The sequence below is a fragment of the Serratia sp. CY47280 genome (assembly GCF_052168655.1).
In the GTDB taxonomy this organism is placed as follows: Bacteria; Pseudomonadota; Gammaproteobacteria; order Enterobacterales; family Enterobacteriaceae; genus Serratia; species Serratia bockelmannii.
The window spans coordinates 93,113-113,836 of record NZ_JBJNMG010000005.1; the positions used below are offsets into that span (position 1 = coordinate 93,113).

Consider the following 20,724-nt stretch of genomic DNA (forward strand, 5'->3'; position numbering starts at 1 on the left):
TAGCATCGCTTTACAGCTTCAATCACCGCTTTTTTACTGCGCCGGTGGTCAAAAACCCTTGCATTGCCGGTGTATGAAGAAGCTTAATCGGGAGTGAATCATGACTGATATTGTGCAGTTGCTAGGAAAGGAAGCGGAAGATCTGCTGCAACACCGCTGTACCACTATCCCCGCCGAGAATCTCTACCTGCCGGGCGACGACTTCGTCGACCGCGTAATGATCGATAACAACCGCCCCAACAGCGTGCTACGTTCGATGCAAACCCTGTTCAACCACGGCCGCCTGGCCGGCACCGGCTACCTGTCTATCCTGCCGGTCGATCAGGGCATAGAGCACTCCGCCGCCGCCTCGTTCGCCGCCAACCCGCTGTATTTCGATCCGAAGAACATCGTCGAGCTGGCGATTGAAGCCGGCTGTAACTGCGTCGCCTCCACCTACGGCGTGCTGGCGTCGGTATCGCGCCGCTACGCGCACAAGATCCCGTTCCTGGTCAAACTCAACCACAACGAAACGCTGAGCTACCCGACCCAGTACGACCAGACCCTGTACGCCAGCGTCGAGCAGGCGTTCAACATGGGCGCGGTGGCGGTCGGCGCCACCATTTACTTCGGCTCCGAGCAGTCGCGCCGCCAGATCGAAGAGATCTCGATCGCCTTCGAGCGCGCGCATGAGCTGGGCATGGTCACCGTGTTGTGGGCCTATCTGCGTAACCCGGCGTTCACCAAGGACGGCGTGGACTACCACTCCAGCGCCGATCTGACCGGCCAGGCTAACCACATCGCCGCCACCATCGGCGCCGACATCGTCAAACAGAAAATGGCGGAAAACAACGGCGGCTACCGCGCGGTGAAATTCGGCTATACCGACGATCGCGTCTACAACAAACTCACCACCGATCACCCTATCGATCTGGTGCGCTACCAGCTGGCCAACTGCTACATGGGCCGCGCCGGGCTGATCAACTCCGGTGGCGCCGCCGGTGAGAACGACCTGCAGGAATCGGTGCGCACCGCGGTGATCAACAAACGCGCCGGCGGCATGGGCCTGATCCTGGGGCGTAAAGCCTTCAAGAAATCGATGAAAGACGGCGTGGCGCTGATCAACGCCGTGCAAGACGCCTACCTGGACAAGAAGGTCACCATCGCCTGATGTGACAGACCGCCTGTCCCAAAGCCCGGCTCGCCGGGCTTTTTTGTGCATCGAGGGAGGTCTTGACAAGGAAATAATGCAACCGAATGTATTTTATAAGCAAAAATAAGAATTAGTTTTTATTTACTATCCTTGGGCTTTTTTTATTCTAAATATGCGAAAGAGAACGACATAAATCATTAAAGATTGAAAGTTAACCTTATCAAATTTTAAATTTCCCACCTTTTCCAAAAACACAAAAAGTTAGCGCATTAATAATTATTATAGTTCATTGTTATTTATGGACTTTTGACTAAATTTCACGCTAATTAATCCACACTTTTATGGTGGTGCTATCATGAAAGTCAATATTGTCATCATCTCCCTGCTCATCCTTTCGCTATCGTCTTGCGCGCTATTTAAATCTCCGGCCTCTAAGCATGAGTTGAAACCGGGAGAAACGTATTGGTTTGACTATGACTCAACAAGAAGCAGCGCCATTTATATTCCCGCAGACTCAAATATCAAGTACTGCGTGGCTCCCCCACCTGATGTCGCGCAGTCCGTTATTGCCGCGCTGAAAGCTGAAATGAGCACGGAACAAATTCAAAAAGTCAGTGGTGATGCAGGGTTCAGCACCGCCGTAGTCGATCTGGCTCGGCGCACCACCACGGTAAATTTTATCCGTGATACGTTGTATCGCGTCTGCGAAGCCAGACTACAAGGCCCGCTCACCGCTACGGAAAAAGAAATTTTCCTGGCCGCGATAGCCGCCGCCAAAGATATGGCAATCGCTGAAAAAGACAAACAAAAGCAAGAGCTGGCCCAAACGGCCGAAAGAAACGGTGCTTCCGTACAGACAATACAAAAGATTCTCGAACAGTAACAGAAACAAGCTAACAACGGCGATTTCCGTATATCACCCTACCCAAAGCCCGGTTCGCCGGGCTTTTTTGTGCCCGTTCCCCTAAACCCGACGCCGTCAACCTTCTCTTTCTTTCACCTTAAACTTTCAAAATAAAATATTTATCTTTCAAATTGTGATCTATTTAAAACAAATAGCCCACCAAAGTGACTACTGTAAGGCCCATGGCGACAGAGCCGCCGTTCGCTCCAGGCCATATCAGTCCATTACAGGAGAACATAATGATTGAGCTAATCACCCACGGCGCCGAGTGGTTTATCGGCCTGTTTCAGAAAGGCGGTGAAGTGTTTGTCGGCATGGTGACCGGCATTTTACCTTTGTTGATCAGCCTGTTGGTTATCATGAACGCGCTGATCAAATTTGTTGGCCAGGAACGTATCGAACGATTGGCGCAGCGCTGCGCGGGCAACCCCGTTTCGCGTTATCTGCTGCTGCCGCTAATTGGCACCTTTGTCTTCTGCAACCCGATGACCCTCAGCCTGGGGCGCTTCATGCCGGAGAAATACAAGCCGAGCTACTACGCGGCGGCCTCCTACAGCTGCCACTCGATGAACGGCCTGTTTCCGCACATCAACCCCGGCGAACTGTTCGTTTATCTCGGCATCGCCAGCGGCCTGACCACCCTCGGTCTGCCGCTCGGCCCGCTGGCGGTGAGCTATTTCCTGGTGGGGCTGTTCACCAACTTCTTCCGCGGCTGGGTCACCGATCTGACCACCAGCCTGTTTGAACGCAAGATGGGCATCCGTCTGGATCGCCAGGTGCAACTTTAATTCGTGGAGTGCAGCATGAGTGCTTATATCCGTATTGAAAAAGGCGCCAGCGGCTGGGGCGGCCCCCTGGAATTGCCGATCGAACCCGGTAAAAAAGTGGTGTACATCACCGCCGGCACCCGACCTTCCATCGTCGATCGCCTCAGCGAATTGACCGGCTGGCCGGCCGTCGACGGCTTCAAAGAGGGCGAGCCGCCGGCGGAAGAGATCGGCGTGGCGGTGATAGACTGCGGCGGCACCCTGCGCTGCGGCCTGTACCCGAAACGCCGCATTCCGACAGTCAACATCCACGCCACCGGCCAGTCCGGCCCGCTGGCGCAGTTTATCCTCGAAGACATCTATGTCTCCGGCGTGCGTGACCACAACATCAGCCGAATCGAAGCGGCAGATAGCCAACCCGCCGCCGCCGTTGCAGCGCCGCCCAAGGCGCGCGACTACGACACCAGCAAGAAAATCACCGAGCAAAGCGACGGGCTGTTGGCGAAGGTCGGCATGGGCATGGGATCGGTGGTGGCGGTGTTCTTCCAGGCCGGGCGCGACACCATCGACACCGTGCTGAAGACCATCCTGCCGTTTATGGCGTTCGTCTCGGCCTTGATCGGCATCATCATGGCCTCCGGCCTCGGGGACTTTATCGCTCACGGCCTGACGCCGCTGGCCAATAGCCCGATCGGCCTGGTAACGCTGGCGCTGATCTGCTCATTCCCGCTGCTGTCGCCGTTCCTCGGCCCCGGCGCGGTCATCGCCCAGGTGATCGGCGTGCTGGTCGGGGTGCAGATCGGCCTCGGCCATATTCCGCCGCAGCTGGCGCTGCCCGCACTGTTCGCCATCAACGCGCAGGCCGCCTGCGACTTCATTCCGGTCGGCCTGTCGCTGGCGGAAGCCAAGCAGGACACCGTGCGAGTCGGCGTGCCCTCGGTGCTGGTCGGCCGCTTCCTGACCGGCGCGCCGACGGTGTTGATCGCCTGGGCCGCCTCGGCCTTCATTTATCAATAATTTGATTCACAGGGAGACATTTATGCACACCATTTTTCATACCACCATCACACAGATCGGCGGCTGCGCCCGCGACGCGTTGCTGGACAACATGCTGATCACCTTCCGTGAAGGCGCGCCGGCGGATATCGAAGAGTTCTGCTTCATCCACCGCCACGGCGCGACCGCCGGTGAGCTGCAGGTCGGCGGCGTGATGGAACTGGCGCAGCAGCGCTACGCCATCACCGCCGTCGGCAGCGTCGCCACGCAGAATCTGCGCGAGCTGGGCCACATCACCGTGCGCTTCGACGGCGAAGCCGAAGCCGAATTCCCCGGCTCGATCCACGTATCCGGCCCGACGCCGACCGATATCCCGTTGGGCAGCACGCTGTCATTTATCGCATAAGGAGTAGACCATGTCTGAAGTAGCTGTAGTGATTGGCGGCGGCCAAACGTTAGGTGCCTTTTTGTCCCACGGGCTGGCGCAGGCCGGTTATCGGGTGGCGGTGGCCGATCTGAACGCCGACAATGCCAATCGGGTGGCACAGCAGATCAACGAAGCGTTTGGCGCAGGCAGCGCCTGCGGTTTTCAGGCCGACGCCACCGACGAACAGAGCGTGATCGCGCTGGCGGCGGCGGTTGACCGGGCATTCGGCCAGGCCAACCTGCTGGTGTACAGCGCCGGCATCGCCAAGGCGGCGCCGATCACCGATTTCCCGCTGGGCGACTTCGACCGCTCGCTGCAGGTGAACCTGGTGGGCTATTTCCTCTGCGCCCGCGAGTTCTCGCGCCTGATGATCCGCGACGGCATCGCCGGGCGCATCATTCAGATCAACTCCAAGTCCGGCAAGGTCGGCAGCAAGCACAACTCCGGCTACAGCGCCGCCAAGTTCGGCGGCGTGGGGCTGACGCAGTCGCTGGCGCTCGATCTGGCGGAGTACGGCATCACCGTGCATTCGCTGATGCTCGGCAACCTGCTGAAGTCGCCGATGTTCCAGTCGCTGCTGCCGCAATACGCGCAAAAACTGGGCATCGCACCGGAGCAAGTGGAGCAGTACTACATCGACAAGGTGCCGCTGAAACGCGGTTGCGACTATCAGGACGTGCTGAACACCCTGCTGTTCTACGCCAGCGAGAAGGCCTCTTACTGCACCGGCCAGTCGATCAACATCACCGGCGGCCAGGTGATGTTCTGACGTCATCGAGGCCCCATTCCGCGGAAGGGGGCCTAAGGAGAACCCCATGACACAAGCTCTGATCGCCTTTGCACTGCTGGCCTGGCTGCTGCAAATCGCCTTCGGCTGGTGGCAACTGCAGCGCTTCAACCGCGCCTTCGACGGCCTGTGCCAACTGGGCGCCGTCGGCGTCGGCCGTTCCGGCGGCCGTTTCCGCCCGCGGGTGGTGCTGGCGCTGGCCTTCGATGCCGATCGGCGGGTGTGCGGCAGCCTGTTGCTACGCGGCCTGACCGTTTTCGCCCAGCCCCGCCCGCTGCCTCGATTACACGGTTTGCATCAGCGGGATTTGCGCCCGGATGTGATCTTCCCCGAGGATCGCGCATGCCAGTCTGCACTATCGTTAGCGATTGAACCCAAATCGTGATATTTTCACATTAAAAGGCATTACCTTTCATAGTGAATTATTCAGCGAGGGGAAATGCCCCACTCTTGTGAACGGGAATCGCGATGAAACCAAAGCAGCGGCAGGCCGCTATCCTTGAATATCTGCAGCGGCATGGCAAAACGGCAGTGGACGCCCTGGCCGAGCATTTCTCCACCACCGGCACCACCATCCGCAAGGATCTCACCCTGCTGGAAGAAGAAGGCGAGGTGATCCGCACCTACGGCGGCGTGGTGCTCAGCCGCGACGACGGCGATCAGCCGATCGACCGCAAAACCCATATCAATACCGAGAAAAAGCGCCACATCGCCAGCGCCGCTGTGGCGCTGATCGCCGACGGGGACTCGCTGATCTTCGACGCCGGCAGCACGGTGCTGCAGATGGTACCGCACCTGGCGCAGTTCAATAACATCACGGTGATGACCAATAGCCTGACCATCGTCAACGCGCTGGTGGAGCTGGACAACGATCAGACCATCCTGATGCCAGGCGGCACCTACCGCAAAAAATCGGCCTCGTTCCACGGCAGCCTGGCCGAATCGGCGTTCCAGCAGTTCAGCTTCGACAAGCTGTTTATCGGCGCGGACGGCGTCGATCTCAACGCCGGCGTCACCACCTTCAACGAAGTGCACAACGTCAGCAAAGCGATGTGCGAAGCCGCCGGCCGCATTATTCTGTTGGTCGACTCCTCGAAATTCGGCCGTAAGAGCCCGAACGTGGTGTGCGAACTCAGCGCCGTCGACACGCTGATCACCGACCGAGACATCAACCCCGATTACCTCGCCGCCCTGCAGGCGAAAGGCATCAATATCCTTCTGGTAGGAGACCCCGATGAGTAACGCCAACGCCCTGCTCGCCTTCGCCCGCGAAACGCTGGAGATCGAGCTGACCGAAGCGCAGCGCCTGCTGGCGCGCCTGGACGACAACTTCGTCTGCGCCTGCGAACTGCTGCTGAACTGCCGTGGCAAAGCGGTGATTTCCGGCATCGGCAAGTCCGGCCATATCGGCAAGAAGATCGCCGCGTCGCTGGCCAGCACCGGCACGCCGTCGTTCTTCGTGCACCCGGCGGAGGCGCTGCACGGCGATCTCGGCATGATCGGCGCCGACGACGTGGTGGTGTTCATCTCCTACTCCGGCCGCGCCAAAGAGCTGGACCTGATCCTGCCGCTGCTGGCGGAGAACGGTATTCCGGTGATCGCCGTTACCGGCGGCAAAGAGTCGCCGCTGGCGCAGGCCGCGGCCTGCGTGTTGGATATCGGCGTCGAGCGAGAAGCCTGCCCAATGGGGCTGGCGCCCACCTCCAGCGCGGTCAACACCCTGATGATGGGCGATGCCCTGGCGATGGCGCTGATGCGCCAGCGCGGTTTCAACGCGGAAGACTTCGCCCGCTCGCACCCAGGCGGCAGTCTGGGCGCGCGCCTGCTGAACCGCGTGCATCACCTGATGCGCACCGGCGATCGCCTGCCGCGCGTGAGCGAAAGCGCCAACGTGATGGAAGCGATGCTGGAACTGAGCCGCACCGGGCTCGGGTTGGTGGCGGTCTGCGACGCGCAGCAGCGGGTGGTGGGCGTATTTACCGACGGCGACCTGCGCCGCTGGCTGGTGAAGGGCAACAGCCTGCAGGATCCGCTCAGCCCGGCGATCACCCGCCCCGGCTATCGGCTGCCAGAGCAGTGGCGCGCCGGCGAGGCGCTGGAAGCGCTGCACGAACAGCACATCAGCGCGGCCCCGGTGGTCGATATGGACGGCGTGCTGGTGGGGGCGCTCAACCTGCACGATCTGCATCAGGCCGGCATCGGCTGATCAACGCCGGGGGCGCCATCACCGGCGCCCCCGGTCAGATCATTTCCAGTCGGGATTGTTCTCGAACTGCTGCTTCAGCAGCGCCTTCATGTCGTCATCCGGCTTGCCGAGCCACTGGTACTTGGCATACTTCTTCGGATGATCGACGGCTTCCGGCCGATCTTCCACTTCCACCCGCACGCCCCAGGCCTGGGATTTGTCCGCGCTGAACGCCACGATCAAAAAGTTGTTGCCGCAGTCGTGCGGTTTGCACAGGTTGCCGACCAGATACTCTTTGCCCTTCCAGTTCAGATTCTGCGCCGGCGTAGAGGTGCCGACGCCCTTGCGCGCCCAGCCCGGCATCCGCGCCTGGCCTTTCACCATGTTTTGCCAGCTGGCCTGATACCCCGGCTGCTGAATCAAATCCGACGTGGTGACGATCTGCTGGGCAAAGCTGCCCGCGCTGAAGCTGAGCAGTGCGCCGAAGAGGGCGCAACGCAGCGCCTGGTGTCCCGTCATAGTCCTTCTCCCTAGGTTAAATCAGGTTTCGCCCGTCAAACCGGGCCTGAACTAGTCAGACCACGGTTGCGGCAAAAAGTTGACTCACCACCAGGCGTGAAAATGATGCACCGGCCCGATGCCGTGCCCCACTTCCAGGGTGTCCGCCTGTTGCAGCGCTTGTTGCAGGTAGTCCTTGGCGGCGGCCACCGTGGCCGCCCAGTCGGCATGGCGCGGGCGCAGCGCCGCCAGCGCGGCCGAGAGCGTGCAACCGGTGCCGTGGGTGTGGCGGGTGGCGACGCGCGGCGCGGTAAAGCGCTGCTCGCCTTCTGCGGTAAACAGCCAGTCCGGGCTCTCACTTTCGCTCAGGTGGCCGCCCTTCATCAGCACCGCCCGGCAGCCCATCGCCAGCAGCGCCCGCCCCTGCTCACGCATCTGCGCTTCATCTTCCGCCGGCGCGCACGCCAGCAGCGCCGCCGCTTCTGGCAGGTTCGGCGTAATGATCGACACCAGCGGCAACAGCTCGCGCCGAATAGACGCTACCGCCTCCGGCGCCAGCAGCGGATCGCCGCTTTTCGCCAGCATCACGGTATCCAGCACCACGAACTCCGGCCGATAATGGCGCAGGCGTTCGGCCACCGCCTGCACGATGTCGGCGTTGGCCAGCATGCCGATCTTGACGCTGTCGATGCGCACGTCGCTGAACACCGAGTCCAGCTGCGCGGCGACGAACGCCGGATCGATGTAATACACCGACTGCACGCCGCGGGTATTTTGCGCCACCAGCGCGGTGATCACCGAGGTGCCGTAGGCGCCAAGCGCCGAGAAGGCCTTCAAATCGGCCTGAATGCCGGCGCCGCCGCTGGGATCGGTGCCGGCGATGGTCAGCGCGTTAATGCGTTTCATCACAGATCCTCCCCGCGCAGTTGATACAGCGCGTCGAGGAACGCCGGCGTAAAGCTGCCCGGCCCGGCGGCCTGCCTGGCCGCGAGGCCGCCGCAGTGGGACATCACCCGGCAGGCGGACGCCACGTTGTCCAGGCGATCGCCCGGCAGGGCGCAAAACGCCGCCGCCACCGCCGACAGCGCGCAGCCGGTGCCCACCACCCGCGTCATCAGCGGGGAACCGCCTTCGATCGCCCAATCGCGCTGGCCGTCGGTGACGTAATCCACCGCGCCGGTGACCGCCACCACCGCGCCGCTGCGCCGCGCCAGCTCACGCGCGGCGGGCAATGCTGCCAAGGAATCGTCGCCGCTGTCCACGCCGCGGCCGCTGGCCAGCAACCCACTGAGCGCCATGATTTCCGAAGCGTTGCCGCGTATCGCCGCCGGTTTCTCGTCCAGCAGCTGTTTGGCGAAGGCGGTGCGGTAGGAGAGCGCACCGACCGCCACCGGATCCAGCGTCCAGGGCTTGCCGGCCCGATTGGCGGCGGCCACCGCCGCCCGCATCGATTCGGCACGCAGCGCGTTGAGGGTGCCGACGTTGATCAGCAGGCCGTCGGCCAGCGCGCTGAACTGCGCCGCCTCTTGCGGCTCCACCACCATCGCCGGGGAAGCGCCGAGCGCCAGCAACACGTTGGCGGTCAGCGATTGCACCACTTCGTTAGTCAGGCAGTGGATCAGCGGAGGGCGCTGTTGGAATTGGGTCAGACAGGCCGCGGCGCGCGCGCCGGGTAGTGCATCAGGTCGAGCGATCATATTCCTCCCAACCGGCGTTCAAGAAGGCGGCGCCGGCTGGGCGGCCGTGACTTCCCTACGCTGGCATTATCCAGATCAGGTAATACGGGTATTTCTCAGCCTTCACGTAGAAGGGCACCCCGAGTCATGAAAATCAATAGGTTGTGATCAACGTTGCGTTAATCCCTGCAGGGGATCATGCCAGCGGCGGCGCGGACAAACAAGCGAATAAATTGACTCGCGCCTAAGCGATGTTTCCCTCTTTTCCCGCCAGATACAGGCTCAGCACGCCGGGCAGCTCCGCCAGCGTGAACGCCACGCTCTGCGGCGCCGTCTTGAAGATATGGTGCAGCGTACCGGCCACCAGGCTTTGCAACAGCCGGGTTTGCTGCAGGATCTCCGCTTCGGCGGTCTCGGGGCGGCGCAGCTGCAACACGCTGGCGATCAGCGTCAGGAAGCTGGACTTTTCATCCGGCAGGTTCATTTCCCGCATCACCGGCAGGTAGTCGGCATGCTCACGCAGGTACTGCGCATAGGGTGAAAACAGCCGCTGGATCACCGCTTCAGCGGAGAGGCGCCGCCACTCATCGTCACTGGCCAACGCCATGTCGCGCACCAGCGCCTCAATCGACTCGGTATGCCGATCTGCCAGCGCCTTGATCACCGCGTGGCGATCGGGAAAAAAGTGATACATCGAACCGATGGAGGTTTTGGCGTGCTTGGCGAGCCGCTGCATGCTGAGCGCCGCCAGGCCGTCCTGCGCCACGATCGCCGCCGCTGAATCCAGAATGGTTTGTACGCGTTGCCGCCCTCTTTCCTGCTGTGGCTCTCGCCCGGTGATGTTTTCGTCGATTTGCATATTCGTTTCTGCCCGCTGTCATCAACGCATTATACCCATTTGCCGCTACGAAGGCAGGGCGACACAAAAAACTAGATTAACTCCTCTAGTTTAGAGTAGAGTATTTATTCTAGTTTACCCTGACGCAAGCGTGGGGAAGACAAACAGTGACCTCACTCACTGAAAAAGAGTCATTTCATTCGGCCCGTCGCCCAAGCCAATCGTCAGAGAATGCCCTATGCCCGACAAAAAACTGCTTATCACCTGCCTGACCGCGCTGTTGCTCACCGGGTGCTCGCCGGCACCGTCGATAGTGGTGTTCGGCGCTTCGTTCCCCGACTGGCTGTTTTGCCTGTGCGGCGGCGTGGCGGGTATGGTGGCGATCCACCTGCTGCTGCGCACCCCGGAAAAACGCGCCTGGCTGGCGCCGCAGCTGCTGACGTATCCGGCGCTGACCGCGCTGATCGCCATGCTGATCTGGTTACTGGTTTTCCCCCACTGAGACTGACGCCATGACCCAACCACACACCCCAAACCGGCGCAGACTGCTGGTGCTTACCATCCTGGCGTTGACATTCATCGTGGCCGCCGTCGTCGTCTGGCGGGTGGAAAACGCCCCCAGTACCGACGATGCCTACGCCTATGCCGACACCATCGACGTGGTGCCGGAGGTGAACGGTCGCATCGTCGAGATGCCGATCCACGACAACCAGGAAGTGCGGCAAGGCGATCTGCTGTTCCGCATCGATCCGCGCCCTTACCAGGACGCGCTGGCGGCCAGCGAAGCGCGCCTGATCACGCTGAATGAACAGATCAAGCTGACGCAGCGTTCGGTCAACGCACAGCAGTACAACGCCGAATCGATGAACGCCATCGTCAAACGCTCACAGGCGCTGGTGGCGCAGGCGACCGACACCCTTAACCGCCGGCAAAAGCTGCTCGGCAAGAACTACGTTTCGGCGGAAGAAGTGGAAACCGCCCGCACCTCCCAGCGCTCGGCGCAGGCGGAATTGCAGGCCGCATTGCTGCAGGCGAAACAGGCGGAAGCCGCCGTCAGCGGCGTCGAAGCCCTGGTCGCACAGCGCGCCGAAGTGCAGGCCGACATCGCCATCGCCAAACTGAACCTGGAGTTCACCGAGGTGAGGGCGCCGTTCGACGGCCGCATCGCCTCCCTGAAAACCACCGTCGGCCAATATGCCTCCAGCGCCAAACCGGTGTTCACGCTGATCGACACCCGCCACTGGTACGTGGTCGCCAACTTCCGCGAAACCGACCTGAAAGGCGTGCATCCCGGCGTGCCGGCCACGCTGTATTTAATGAGCGACGCCGGCCAGACCTTCAGCGGCAAGGTGGAATCGATCAGCTACGGCGTGCAGCCCGACGACGGCGGCACCGTGCTGGGCGGGCTACCCAACGTGTCGCGCAACATCAACTGGGTGCACGTGTCGCAGCGCTTCCCGGTCAAGATCGCGGTCGAGGCCCCCAACCCGGCGCTGTTCCGCGTGGGCGCTTCGGCGGTGGCCAAGCTGAACCTGCGCCATGAAGAATAAAACGATGTCTCGCGGCTGGCTGTCCCCGTTGATCGACGAGCTGCGCCCTTCGGACAGCCGCATCAACCTGATGATCCGTGCTCTGCTCTCCAGCGCGATCGCCATCGTGATCTCGCAGACGCTGCAGGTGCCGTGGCTGGCGCTGTCGCTGATCGCTGTCTTCTTTATCACGCAGTCCAATATCGTTATCACCCGCACGATCGGCATCCTGTTTTTCGTCAGCTCCACGCTGGCGATCGGCGCCGCTATCCTGGTACTGAAGTTCACCTACGACTACCCGATGCTGCGCATCCTGCTCTCCAGCGCGCTGTTTTTCCTCAGCGTGTTCCTGATGCGGGTGACCAAGGTTGGGGTACTGTTCTTCCTGATGGCGCTGGTGGTGATCTACACGCAAAGCTTTGTCGATCTCACTCCGCAGGCGGAAGTGGTGATACGGCTGGTGCTGTGGGTATGGGTGGCGATCAATTACGCCATCCTGCTCACCCTGATCGTCAATACCCTGCTGCTGCCGGCCGAACCGCTGAAGCAGCTAAAGGGCCGGATGAACGCGGTGTTGGACGAAACCCGCGCTATGTTGGCCAATGGCGGCGAGACGCGCGATCTGAGCGCCATCTCGCAGCACGCCACCGAGCTGCATAAGCTGCTGCGCTTTTCGGTGATGCGCAGCGATCGCTGCCGCGCCAGCGAGCCCGGTTATCTGGCGCTGATCACCCTGGTGTTGCAGCTGAATATTCTGGCCTATCAGCTGCCGCCGGCTTTCGGCGCGGCCGCGCGTCAATTGGCGCAAGAGATAGACGCCGCCTGCCGCGCGCTGCAAACCGCGATCAGCCACGACAGCGCGCTGCGATTTTCCGTCGCGATCGCCGGCAGCGACGATCCGCAGGTGCCGGCGCCGCTCAATGAAATGGCCGGCCTCCTGCAGGTCTACACCAACCGCAGCGACTACGCCGACGCCCTGCAGGCCGCGCCACCGCCAAAAGTGCCCTTCTTTACCCCCGATGCCCTGACCAACCCGGTTTACATCCAGTTTTCGTTGAAAACGCTGCTGACCGTGCTGGTCGCCTACGTGTTTTATACCGCCGTCGATTGGCCCGGCATTCATACCATCATGCTGAGCTGCCTGATCGTGGCCCAGCCCAGCCTTGGCGCCACACAGCGGCGGGCGCGGCTGCGTCTCGGCGGCGCGGCGATCGGCAGCCTGCTGGCGCTGATCTCGGTGGTGTGGATCATGCCTCACCTCGACAGCCTCGTCGGCTTACTGCTGCTGACGCTGCCGGTGATCGCCCTCTCCGCCTGGATCGCCGCCGGCTCCGAGAAGATAAGCTATGCAGGGGTACAGATCCTGTTCACCTTTTCCCTGGCGCTGCTGGAAAGCTTTGGCCCGGTCACCGAGCTGACCGAGATCCGCGATCGCCTGATCGGCATCGTGCTGGGGGTAGGGTTCGCCACTTTCATTCACGCCACGCTGTGGCCGGAATACGAAGGAGAGTCGCTGCGGCAGCAGGTTGCCAACGTGCTGCGGGAACTGGCGCGCTTCCTCGGCGGCGAGAACACAAACGCCATCGGCATCTGGCAAAAGATCGAGGGCTGCGAAGCGGTGGTGGCCCGGGTGACGCTGGAGCCTACCTGGCAGTTGGCAGATGATAACCATGAAAGCTTCACCCGGCACATCCAACTGATCTTTAACCAGACGCGCAGCCTGTTGCTGACCAGCGAAAAGCTCAACACCTATCTGGCAGGCGGCGGCGCGGCGCTGTCCGTGCACGAACGCCAGGCGCTGATCGAGGTGCAACGCCAGGGCGGGCGCGTTCTCGCCGAGTATGCGGCGCAGCTTGCCAGCGCGCCGCAAGCGCTGCGGACGCCCGACTTTCATCCACCGCTGGCCGCCCTGCATGCCGACACCGTGCGCCACCTGGCTCAGGAGTTGAGCGACGAGCTCAATCGCCTGCCCGCCTGGGGCGACGCCTAGCATTTTCCGTTTGTGGCCGTGCACGCCCGGTGCAATGCGCTATAGTGAGCACAAACCACCGGGAGATGCCATGCAGATAAGACCCTACCAAGAGACCGATCGCCCCTTCCTGCGCACGCTGTACCTGGCGTCGCGCAAGGCGGCGTTCGGCTGGCGCGATACCTCAAACTATCAGTTGGAAGATTTCGACGGCGCGACGCTGGGCGAAGCGATTTGGGTGGCGGAAGACGGCGGCACGCTGCTGGGATTCGTCTCCGTCTACCGCGAAGATAACTTCATTCATAACCTGTATGTCGATCCCCATCAGCCGCCGCGCGGCGTCGGCAGTGCGCTACTGCAGGCAGCGCAAGCCACCTTCACCGCCACCGGCTCGCTGAAATGCCTGGTGAAGAATGAAAATGCGCTGGCGTTCTACCGCAAACACGGTTGGCGCATCATCTCTACCGGTAACGACGGCGAAGAAGATTATTACCTGATGCATTCGCCGGCCCGCTAGCCCTTACCCGCCGCATCCGGCATGCCGCGCAGCGTCAGCCGCCAAAACAGCAGCGCGCTCAGGCTGACGCCCGCCCCCAGCCAGCAGACGCCGCTCCAGCCCGCCCAGGCGTACATATGGGTGCCGGCAAAGGCGCCCAGACCGCTGCCGACGGCGTAAAACAGCATATAGCAGCCCACCAGCCTGCTGTGCGACTGCGGGTGCGCGCTGAAGATCATGCTCTGGTTCAGCACGTGGATCGCCTGGCCCGCCAGATCCAGCAGCACGATGCCCGCCACCAGCCAAACCAGGCCGCTGCCGAGCAAACCAAGCGGCAGCCAGGCCAGCGTCAACAGCAGCAGACACACGCCGCTGGCCGCCTGCCCCAGCCCGCGATCCGCCAGATGCCCGGCGCGCACCGCCGCCAGTGCGCCCACCGCGCCGACCAGGCCGAACGCCCCCACCGCGGCATGGCTGAAGTTGAACGGCGCCTGGCTCAGCGGCAACACCAGCGAACTCCAAAAGAGGCTGAAAGCGCCGAACATCAGCAGCGCCAGCATGCCGCGAATTTGCAGCGTGCGGTCATGCAGCAACAGGCTCAGCATCGAACGCAGCAGCGCGGGATAACTCAGCGTGCTGGGAGCGGTGTGCGGCGCAGGCAGCAGCCGCGACAGGATCGGCAGCAATACCAGCGTCACTCCGGCAGAGAAGAAATACACCGTGCGCCAACCGCCAACGTCCGCCAGCACGCCGGACAGAGTGCGCGCCAGCAGCAATCCCAGCACCACTCCGCCCTGCGCCGCACCAACCACCCGCCCGCGCTCCTGCGGCGCCGCCAGGGCTGCGGCGTAAGCGATCAGCCCCTGCGTCATGGCGGTGCCCAATAAGCCTACCAGCAACATCCCTACCAGCAGCCAGGGCGCGCTGTGCGCCCAGCCCACCAATAGCAGCGCGCCGATCAGCCCCAGCTGTTGTCCCGCCAGCAACCGATGCCGGTTCAACCGATCCCCCAGCGGCACCACCAACAGCAACGCCAGCGCGCAGCCCAACTGAGTCACGGTGATCACCATGCCAACCGCCGCCAGGCTGATGGAAAAATCACGGGCGATGGCGTCCAGCAACGGCTGCGCATAATAAACGTTGGCCACGCTGAAGGCGCTGGCGGCAGCCAGCAGCAGCACCAGGGTGGCCGGCAGGCGCCCTAGCGCCGCACAGGGGGGATCCAGCAGTTTGTCGCTCATTACACACCTCAATCTGGTTTCATTATTAAACCCAATGAACTTTAGGTGCAGAGGTTTTATAATGCAACCAGAATGTGCAGCTGGAGATAAACGCCGTGAAACGTAAAAGCCTGGAAGACGCGCCGTGCCCGGTGGCGCGCACGCTGGATGTGATTGGCGACTGGTGGTCGCTGCTGATCGTGCGCGACGCCTTCGACGGCGTCACCCGCTTTAGCGAATTTCAAAAAGGGCTGGGGATGGCGAAGAATATCCTTGCCACCCGGCTGCGCGCCCTGGTGACGCACGGCGTGCTGGAGATCGTGCCCGCCGCGGACGGCAGCGCCTATCAGGAATATGTGCTGACCGAGAAAGGCCGCGCGCTGTTTCCGGTGATCGTCGGCCTGCGCCAGTGGGGGGAAGATCATTTGTTCGCCGAGGGAGAGGCGCACTCAACGCTGGTGGAAAGCGACAGCGGTCGCCCCGTCCCGCGCCTGACGCCGATCGGCAGCGCCGGGCAGACGCTCACCCCGCTGAATACCCGGGTGGTGAAGGTATGAAGCGTCTCAATAAGGCCTGCATCACCTTGCGCTATTGCATCTATTATCGAACAGCTTCCGCAATCCCCTGCGGGTAATGTATAGTCCGCGTTTTACGGAGATCCCATGCTGACTAACTCATCCATTCGTTTGAACAAATACATTAGCGAGAGCGGTATCTGCTCACGCCGCGACGCCGATCGATACATCGAACAGGGCAACGTTTTCATCAACGGTAAACGCGCCACCGTTGGCGCCCAGGTATTTGCCGGCGATGTGGTAAAGGTTAACGGTCAGCTGATCGAACCGCGCAATGAAGAAGATCTGGTGCTGATCGCGCTGAACAAACCGGTCGGCATCGTCACCACCACCGAAGACGGCGAGCGCGACAACATCACCGACTTCGTCAACCACAGCAAGCGCATCTTCCCGATCGGCCGCTTGGACAAGGATTCGCAGGGGCTGATCTTTCTGACCAACCACGGTGACCTGGTCAACAAGATCCTGCGCGCCGGTAACAATCACGAGAAAGAGTATCTGGTGACGGTCAACAAACCCGTGACCGACGAGTTTATTCGCGGCATGGGCGCCGGCGTGCCGATGCTGGGCACCGTGACCAAAAAGTGCAAGGTGAAGAAAGAGGCGCCGTTCGTGTTCCGCATCACGCTGGTGCAGGGGCTGAACCGCCAGATCCGCCGCATGTGCGAACACTTCGGCTACGAGGTCACCAAGCTGGAACGCACGCGCATCATGAACGTCAGCCTGAAAGGGTTGCCGCTGGGCGAGTGGCGCGATCTGACCGATGACGAGCTGATTGAGCTGTTCAAGCTGATTGAAGGCTCTTCGTCCGAGGCTAAACCGACGAAGAAAGCCCCGGCCAAATCTGCCCCGGCGAAAAAACCGAACGCCGGCGGGCCGAAAGGCGCCGACAAAGCCGCTGCGCCAGCCGGCCGCAAGCGCTTTGCCCAGCCAGGGCGCAAGAAAAAAGGGCGTTAACGCCCTTTCTCCCTCGCTCAGCCCGCCTTTGCGCGGGCTTTTTCATCATAAAAGTCAGCCACAGGCCGCCACTGCGTTCTCACCATAAAAAAGGCCCGCATCAAGCGGGCCTGCAAGTACCAGAGAAGTCTGGAGGAAAAAATCAGAACGACCAGCGCAGGTTGGCGTTGACCGAATTAACGCGAGTATCGGCGCCAAATTGCCCCTGATAGCCGACATCCAGCGTCGCGGCGTGCGACAGTTTCACGCTCACACCGACATCGCCCACCATCACGTTGTCATCCACGGCCTGGCCCTGCGTGACGAACGCGTCGCTGCCGGCAAACGCCATGCGCGATGAAGTGTTCTTATCGCCGTAGGCGTGCTGCCAGCCGAGCGAGCCGTAAAGGCTGACGTTCTTCGGCAGTTCGGTCACGCCGCGCACCCCGAGCGTAGAGTAGAAGGTGTTCATCGTTTCATTGCGCACGCTCAGCGCCGCCGCGCCACCCGACTCCTGGAAGCTGTCGGTATGCAGGCGGATGTAGCTCAGGTTGATGAACGGTTCGACGTTCATCTCCGGCTGGCCGAAACGGTAACCCGCTTCGGTGAACGCCAGCAGCGAGTTCGCGTCATAATCCGACTTCAGCCGATCCGAGAAGCCGCTGAAATCGACGTTGCGCTTGCCTTCAATCTTGTGCCAGGTGTAACCCAGCGCGCCGCGCAGCGAGAACGCATCCTGCTGCCCGGCCGCATACAGGCCGAGGTGGTAGTTGTCGGTATCGGCCTTGGAACGGCGGCTGTCGACGTCGTAGTCGCCGCGGCTGTAACCAAAGTAGCCGCCGATGCGCACGTTATGGTCCGCCAGCTTGCGATCCGCGCCCAACAGGAAGCCAGTGGTGTTGCCATCCAGCTTGCCCACGTTGCCGTTGCCGCTGTTTTTGCCCCAGGAACTGAAGGTTTGCCCCCAAACGCCGCTGTTTTGCGCCTGCGCCGGTTGCACCAGCGACATCGCCAACGGCGGTATCGGCAGGCTGTCATTGTCGAACAGGCGCAGCATGCGCTGGTTCAGCACGTTGAACAGCTGGGTGCTGCCGGCGATCAGGTTAGACTGCATCGACGGATAGACTTCACCGGACAGCTGATTGAACGCCTCGCGCGCTTCCGGCGCGCTCAGCAGCAGCAGCGAGTTATACAGCGCCAGCGAAGGGCCGCTCTGCGCCAGCGTCGAGAGCGCGCCAGCGGTATTCCACTGGTTGCCGCTCTCGGCCACCGTTTGGAAAATGCCCGGTTTGCCGCTGCCTGGATTCTCGCCCCCCGGATTTTCACCGCCTGGATTCTCTCCCCCTGGGTTTTCCCCGCCCGGATTCTCGCCCCCTGGATTCTCACCGCCTGGGTTTTCCCCACCCGGGTTCTCGCCGCCAGGGTTTTCACCGCCCGTGTCTTTCTGCGCGATGGTCAGATCCACGGCGTTGGCGCTGTGGTTCAACGCCACATCGAGGAAGGCGGACTTGGAAACCGCCGACGCGAACTGGCCGTCAATGCCGCCGTCCGAGGTCAGAATGCGGTAGCTTTGGCCGGTTTTATAGCTGGTTTGCGGATCCAGCGCCGTAACCTGCACCTTGGCCTGATCGCTGATGGTGGTTTTGCCCGCCACCAGCAGTTGATCGCTGCGGCCGTCGCCGGCGATATCGACGTCATAGAAGGATTCGCCGATAAAGTTCAGGTAGCGTTTCAGCGTCAGCGTGCCGATATTGCCGTCGCCGGGCGAGATATGGCCGCCGGACAGGATCTCGGTCTGGCCCAGCGTGCCGTTGCCGCCCAGCGTGCCGCCGGCCTTAATCGACGCGGCGCTGCTGTAGCCCTGCCCGTTATTGACGTCGGAACCCGCCGTCGCATTGAGGATCAGCGTGCCGCCGTTTTCGGCGCTGAGGGTTTGGATCTCGAAAATGTCGTCTTCTTTCTGGGTATTGATGTCGCTGGCGATGATGAGCTTACCGCCGCGCGCGGTGACGTTTGCCTGCAGGCCAGTGAGATCGCCGTTCAGCGTCGTGTGCCCGGCGGTGTTGATCACCTCGCCTTCGCCGCTCATCTTGTTGCTGAAGACGTAATTGCCGTCGGTATGGTTAAAGTACACATAGCTGCGGAACAATCCGCCCCGCAGGGCGATCGCCGTCTGGGCATCGATAGTGCCAGCAGCGCCCGCCGCGCCGAGCGTCGGCTCGGTCAACCCGGTGCCGGTATCCATGTTGCCGCGGCTGCCGATAATCAGCGCGCCGCGGTTAGAACCGGAACCGGTCTTGCCCAGCACCACTTCGTTGCCGCCGGCGGAGAATGTCCCGCCGTCCATGACCGCCAACACGCCATTGCCGTAATCGCCGACGTTGACGCTGCTGCCGCTGGTAAACCGTGAGCCGCTGCCGGCGATCGTCAGCTCGGCGGTTTTACGCGCGCCGGAGACGCCCGCCACCTGAATATTACCGACGTTGACCGCGCCGCCGTTCAGCACGTCCAGATCGCCGTAAAGCGTGAGCGCACGGCCGACGTTCCATTGGGAATTAGCCCCCGTGACCGTGGCTTTCGGGCTCAGCATATCGCTCTCGCCCGGCCCGCTGCCATTGCCGATGCTTGCGTCAAAGGCGGTATTCAGCACCGCGCCGTCTTCAATCGCCAGCGTGGATCGTGCCCCTAAATCGGTGCCGACGCTGAGAAAATTGCTGGTGACGCGAGAACCGGCGCCGGTGGCGATAAGGTGGCTGTCATAGCCACGGGTGGTGCCGACCACGATCTCTTTCGCGCTGGCCAGCGCACCGTCTTCAACCCGCAAGGTGCCCCGCCCCAGATTCAGGCCGCCACGCAGCACGAACTGATCGTTCACCGCGTTCAGCTCGGCGTTCGGCCCACGGACCGTGACTACGCTCTCATGAATTTGGCCGTTGAACATCCGGCCAATATTGATGTTATAGGCGCTGATCTTGCCATTCTCGATCAGCAGATTGCCGCTTTGATTGCGGCCGACGTAAACGTCCCCGGTGTAGGCCAATGATTCGGTAATTTTTGAGTCGCCGTCAAAAATGGCATCGTCTGCGCGAGCGATATCGGCGGGCGCCAGCATCAACAGCGGCGCAGAAAATAGAGCGAGGTAAAGTTTGGAAAGCGGTGTACTAACCGCTAAAGGGTGCGATGTCTTGTCATTCACGGGCTATCTCCGTACTCGTTAGCGTGATGTCGCGAAATTTATTGTTATAGGAAAACTCAATACACTAGAGGAGGTGTGAGGCGTTATTTCGCGCACGCCGGTTTAGTGATCGTCGAAGCAAAAGCTTATTGCCCCCCGGCGCTGACGCTCCGACGATGGAAAACCAGGAAGCGGCAATACCGCCCCCGAAGCGAATTATTTATGCGTGACCACCGGCGTACAGGTCGGCGCGCTCAGCGACGGCGACGAACCTAAAATTCCCGGCATCATCAGCGACGAGCAATCAAAAATACGGCCTTTTTCCGTGGTGGCGCGATAAGAAAGTTTTTGGCCGCCCAGCGCATCTGGCTGTGCGCCATTGACATTGGTCACGGTAATTTCGTCCGATGAGCCCAGGCCCAGCATTTTGGCGGTTTCCGCCTGCAGTAATGGAATGGCCTGATCGGTTTTCAGGGTGGAACAACCGGCTATCATCATCGTAACGGTTAAAGCGATAAGTGGTTTCTTCATAAATTATCCTTTATAACCAATCAGTTAAAATTACCGATTAGCTTTATGTTTTCTCTTATCCAAATCCTCGAATAATATATTTC

At 61.4% G+C, this 20,724-nt stretch carries 22 protein-coding genes and 1 riboswitch; of the genes, 15 read left to right on the plus strand and 7 right to left on the minus strand.

Translation table 11 applies throughout. The features are described 5' to 3' along the window. Positions 1-100 precede the first annotated feature (100 nt). The 9 genes from fbaB (at position 101) to gutQ (ending at position 7,219) form a co-directional block, all read left to right on the plus strand. Positions 101-1,150, plus strand: a complete 1,050-nt coding sequence (fbaB, locus tag ACJ8J4_RS18875) for a class I fructose-bisphosphate aldolase (RefSeq protein WP_025303873.1) — start codon at positions 101-103, stop codon at positions 1,148-1,150. Positions 1,151-1,487: 337 nt separating this feature from the next. Then, entirely contained in the window at positions 1,488-2,015 is a 528-nt protein-coding gene (locus tag ACJ8J4_RS18880) for a hypothetical protein (RefSeq protein WP_025303874.1), read from the plus strand. 260 nt (positions 2,016-2,275) lie between these two features. Continuing rightward, positions 2,276-2,824: a PTS glucitol/sorbitol transporter subunit IIC gene (srlA, locus tag ACJ8J4_RS18885; protein WP_004941528.1), complete on the plus strand. Its 549-nt coding sequence runs from the start codon at positions 2,276-2,278 to the stop codon at positions 2,822-2,824. 15 nt (positions 2,825-2,839) lie between these two features. Then, complete coding sequence (gene srlE / locus ACJ8J4_RS18890; protein WP_025303875.1) at positions 2,840-3,820, plus strand: PTS glucitol/sorbitol transporter subunit IIB; 981 nt, start codon at positions 2,840-2,842, stop codon at positions 3,818-3,820. A gap of 22 nt (positions 3,821-3,842) precedes the next feature. Beyond that, positions 3,843-4,205, plus strand: coding sequence for a PTS glucitol/sorbitol transporter subunit IIA (gene srlB / locus ACJ8J4_RS18895; RefSeq protein WP_004941520.1), 363 nt, complete (start codon positions 3,843-3,845; stop codon positions 4,203-4,205). Positions 4,206-4,215: 10 nt separating this feature from the next. Continuing rightward, entirely contained in the window at positions 4,216-4,995 is a 780-nt protein-coding gene (srlD, locus tag ACJ8J4_RS18900) for a sorbitol-6-phosphate dehydrogenase (RefSeq protein WP_049204864.1), read from the plus strand. Between the two features lie 46 nt (positions 4,996-5,041). Beyond that, the gene (gene gutM, locus ACJ8J4_RS18905; protein WP_043138008.1) at positions 5,042-5,398 is read left to right on the plus strand and encodes a transcriptional regulator GutM; all 357 of its coding nucleotides are present in this window, start codon (positions 5,042-5,044) and stop codon (positions 5,396-5,398) included. An 83-nt stretch (positions 5,399-5,481) separates the two neighbouring features. Beyond that, complete coding sequence (gene srlR / locus ACJ8J4_RS18910) at positions 5,482-6,255, plus strand: glucitol operon DNA-binding transcriptional repressor SrlR (protein WP_033635559.1); 774 nt, start codon at positions 5,482-5,484, stop codon at positions 6,253-6,255. Further along, positions 6,248-7,219, plus strand: a complete 972-nt coding sequence (gene gutQ, locus ACJ8J4_RS18915; protein WP_016926691.1) for an arabinose-5-phosphate isomerase GutQ — start codon at positions 6,248-6,250, stop codon at positions 7,217-7,219. Before srlR ends, gutQ begins: the two co-directional genes overlap by 8 nt. 39 nt (positions 7,220-7,258) lie before the next feature. Here the strand turns inward: gutQ and ACJ8J4_RS18920 are convergent, their stop codons facing one another. The 4 genes from ACJ8J4_RS18920 to ACJ8J4_RS18935 form a co-directional block, all read right to left on the minus strand. After that, positions 7,259-7,717: an inhibitor of vertebrate lysozyme family protein gene (locus tag ACJ8J4_RS18920; RefSeq protein WP_025303880.1), complete on the minus strand. Its 459-nt coding sequence runs from the start codon at positions 7,715-7,717 to the stop codon at positions 7,259-7,261. An 84-nt stretch (positions 7,718-7,801) separates the two neighbouring features. After that, positions 7,802-8,602, minus strand: a complete 801-nt coding sequence (gene thiD / locus ACJ8J4_RS18925) for a bifunctional hydroxymethylpyrimidine kinase/phosphomethylpyrimidine kinase (protein WP_033648851.1) — start codon at positions 8,600-8,602, stop codon at positions 7,802-7,804. Continuing rightward, the gene (thiM, locus tag ACJ8J4_RS18930) at positions 8,602-9,393 is read right to left on the minus strand and encodes a hydroxyethylthiazole kinase (RefSeq protein ID WP_197759291.1); all 792 of its coding nucleotides are present in this window, start codon (positions 9,391-9,393) and stop codon (positions 8,602-8,604) included. Before thiM ends, thiD begins: the two co-directional genes overlap by 1 nt. A 35-nt stretch (positions 9,394-9,428) precedes the next feature. After that, positions 9,429-9,525, minus strand: a riboswitch (TPP riboswitch). Between the two features lie 91 nt (positions 9,526-9,616). Beyond that, positions 9,617-10,231: a TetR/AcrR family transcriptional regulator gene (locus ACJ8J4_RS18935; protein WP_025303883.1), complete on the minus strand. Its 615-nt coding sequence runs from the start codon at positions 10,229-10,231 to the stop codon at positions 9,617-9,619. A gap of 217 nt (positions 10,232-10,448) precedes the next feature. On the opposite strand from ACJ8J4_RS18935, the gene ACJ8J4_RS18940 reads away from it, so the two are divergent. The 4 genes from ACJ8J4_RS18940 to ACJ8J4_RS18955 all read left to right on the plus strand — a co-directional run bounded on the left by ACJ8J4_RS18940 (position 10,449) and on the right by ACJ8J4_RS18955 (position 14,225). After that, positions 10,449-10,712: a YtcA family lipoprotein gene (locus ACJ8J4_RS18940; protein WP_025303884.1), complete on the plus strand. Its 264-nt coding sequence runs from the start codon at positions 10,449-10,451 to the stop codon at positions 10,710-10,712. A 10-nt stretch (positions 10,713-10,722) separates the two neighbouring features. Further along, positions 10,723-11,760, plus strand: coding sequence for a multidrug transporter subunit MdtN (gene mdtN / locus ACJ8J4_RS18945; RefSeq protein WP_025303885.1), 1,038 nt, complete (start codon positions 10,723-10,725; stop codon positions 11,758-11,760). A gap of 4 nt (positions 11,761-11,764) precedes the next feature. Then, positions 11,765-13,729, plus strand: coding sequence for an FUSC family protein (locus ACJ8J4_RS18950; protein WP_264383685.1), 1,965 nt, complete (start codon positions 11,765-11,767; stop codon positions 13,727-13,729). Between the two features lie 70 nt (positions 13,730-13,799). Beyond that, complete coding sequence (locus tag ACJ8J4_RS18955) at positions 13,800-14,225, plus strand: GNAT family N-acetyltransferase (RefSeq protein ID WP_043138029.1); 426 nt, start codon at positions 13,800-13,802, stop codon at positions 14,223-14,225. Here the strand turns inward: ACJ8J4_RS18955 and ACJ8J4_RS18960 are convergent. After that, on the minus strand, positions 14,222-15,445 hold the full coding sequence (locus ACJ8J4_RS18960) for an MFS transporter (protein WP_264383686.1): 1,224 nt from the start codon (positions 15,443-15,445) through the stop codon (positions 14,222-14,224). The genes ACJ8J4_RS18955 and ACJ8J4_RS18960 overlap by 4 nt on opposite strands. Before the next feature lie 95 nt (positions 15,446-15,540). On the opposite strand from ACJ8J4_RS18960, the gene ACJ8J4_RS18965 reads away from it, so the two are divergent. Together ACJ8J4_RS18965 and rluF are read left to right on the plus strand one after the other, a co-directional pair. Continuing rightward, positions 15,541-15,981 (plus strand): winged helix-turn-helix transcriptional regulator, encoded by a 441-nt coding sequence (locus tag ACJ8J4_RS18965; RefSeq protein ID WP_025303888.1) that lies wholly within the window; start codon positions 15,541-15,543, stop codon positions 15,979-15,981. Positions 15,982-16,086: 105 nt separating this feature from the next. Next, positions 16,087-16,956 (plus strand): 23S rRNA pseudouridine(2604) synthase RluF, encoded by an 870-nt coding sequence (gene rluF / locus ACJ8J4_RS18970; RefSeq protein ID WP_264383687.1) that lies wholly within the window; start codon positions 16,087-16,089, stop codon positions 16,954-16,956. 142 nt (positions 16,957-17,098) lie between these two features. On the opposite strand, the gene ACJ8J4_RS18975 is transcribed toward rluF, so the two are convergent. Together ACJ8J4_RS18975 and ACJ8J4_RS18980 are read right to left on the minus strand one after the other, a co-directional pair. Then, the gene (locus ACJ8J4_RS18975; protein ID WP_049209540.1) at positions 17,099-20,131 is read right to left on the minus strand and encodes an autotransporter outer membrane beta-barrel domain-containing protein; all 3,033 of its coding nucleotides are present in this window, start codon (positions 20,129-20,131) and stop codon (positions 17,099-17,101) included. Between the two features lie 195 nt (positions 20,132-20,326). Further along, complete coding sequence (locus ACJ8J4_RS18980) at positions 20,327-20,641, minus strand: hypothetical protein (protein ID WP_025303891.1); 315 nt, start codon at positions 20,639-20,641, stop codon at positions 20,327-20,329. Positions 20,642-20,724: the final 83 nt, after the last annotated feature.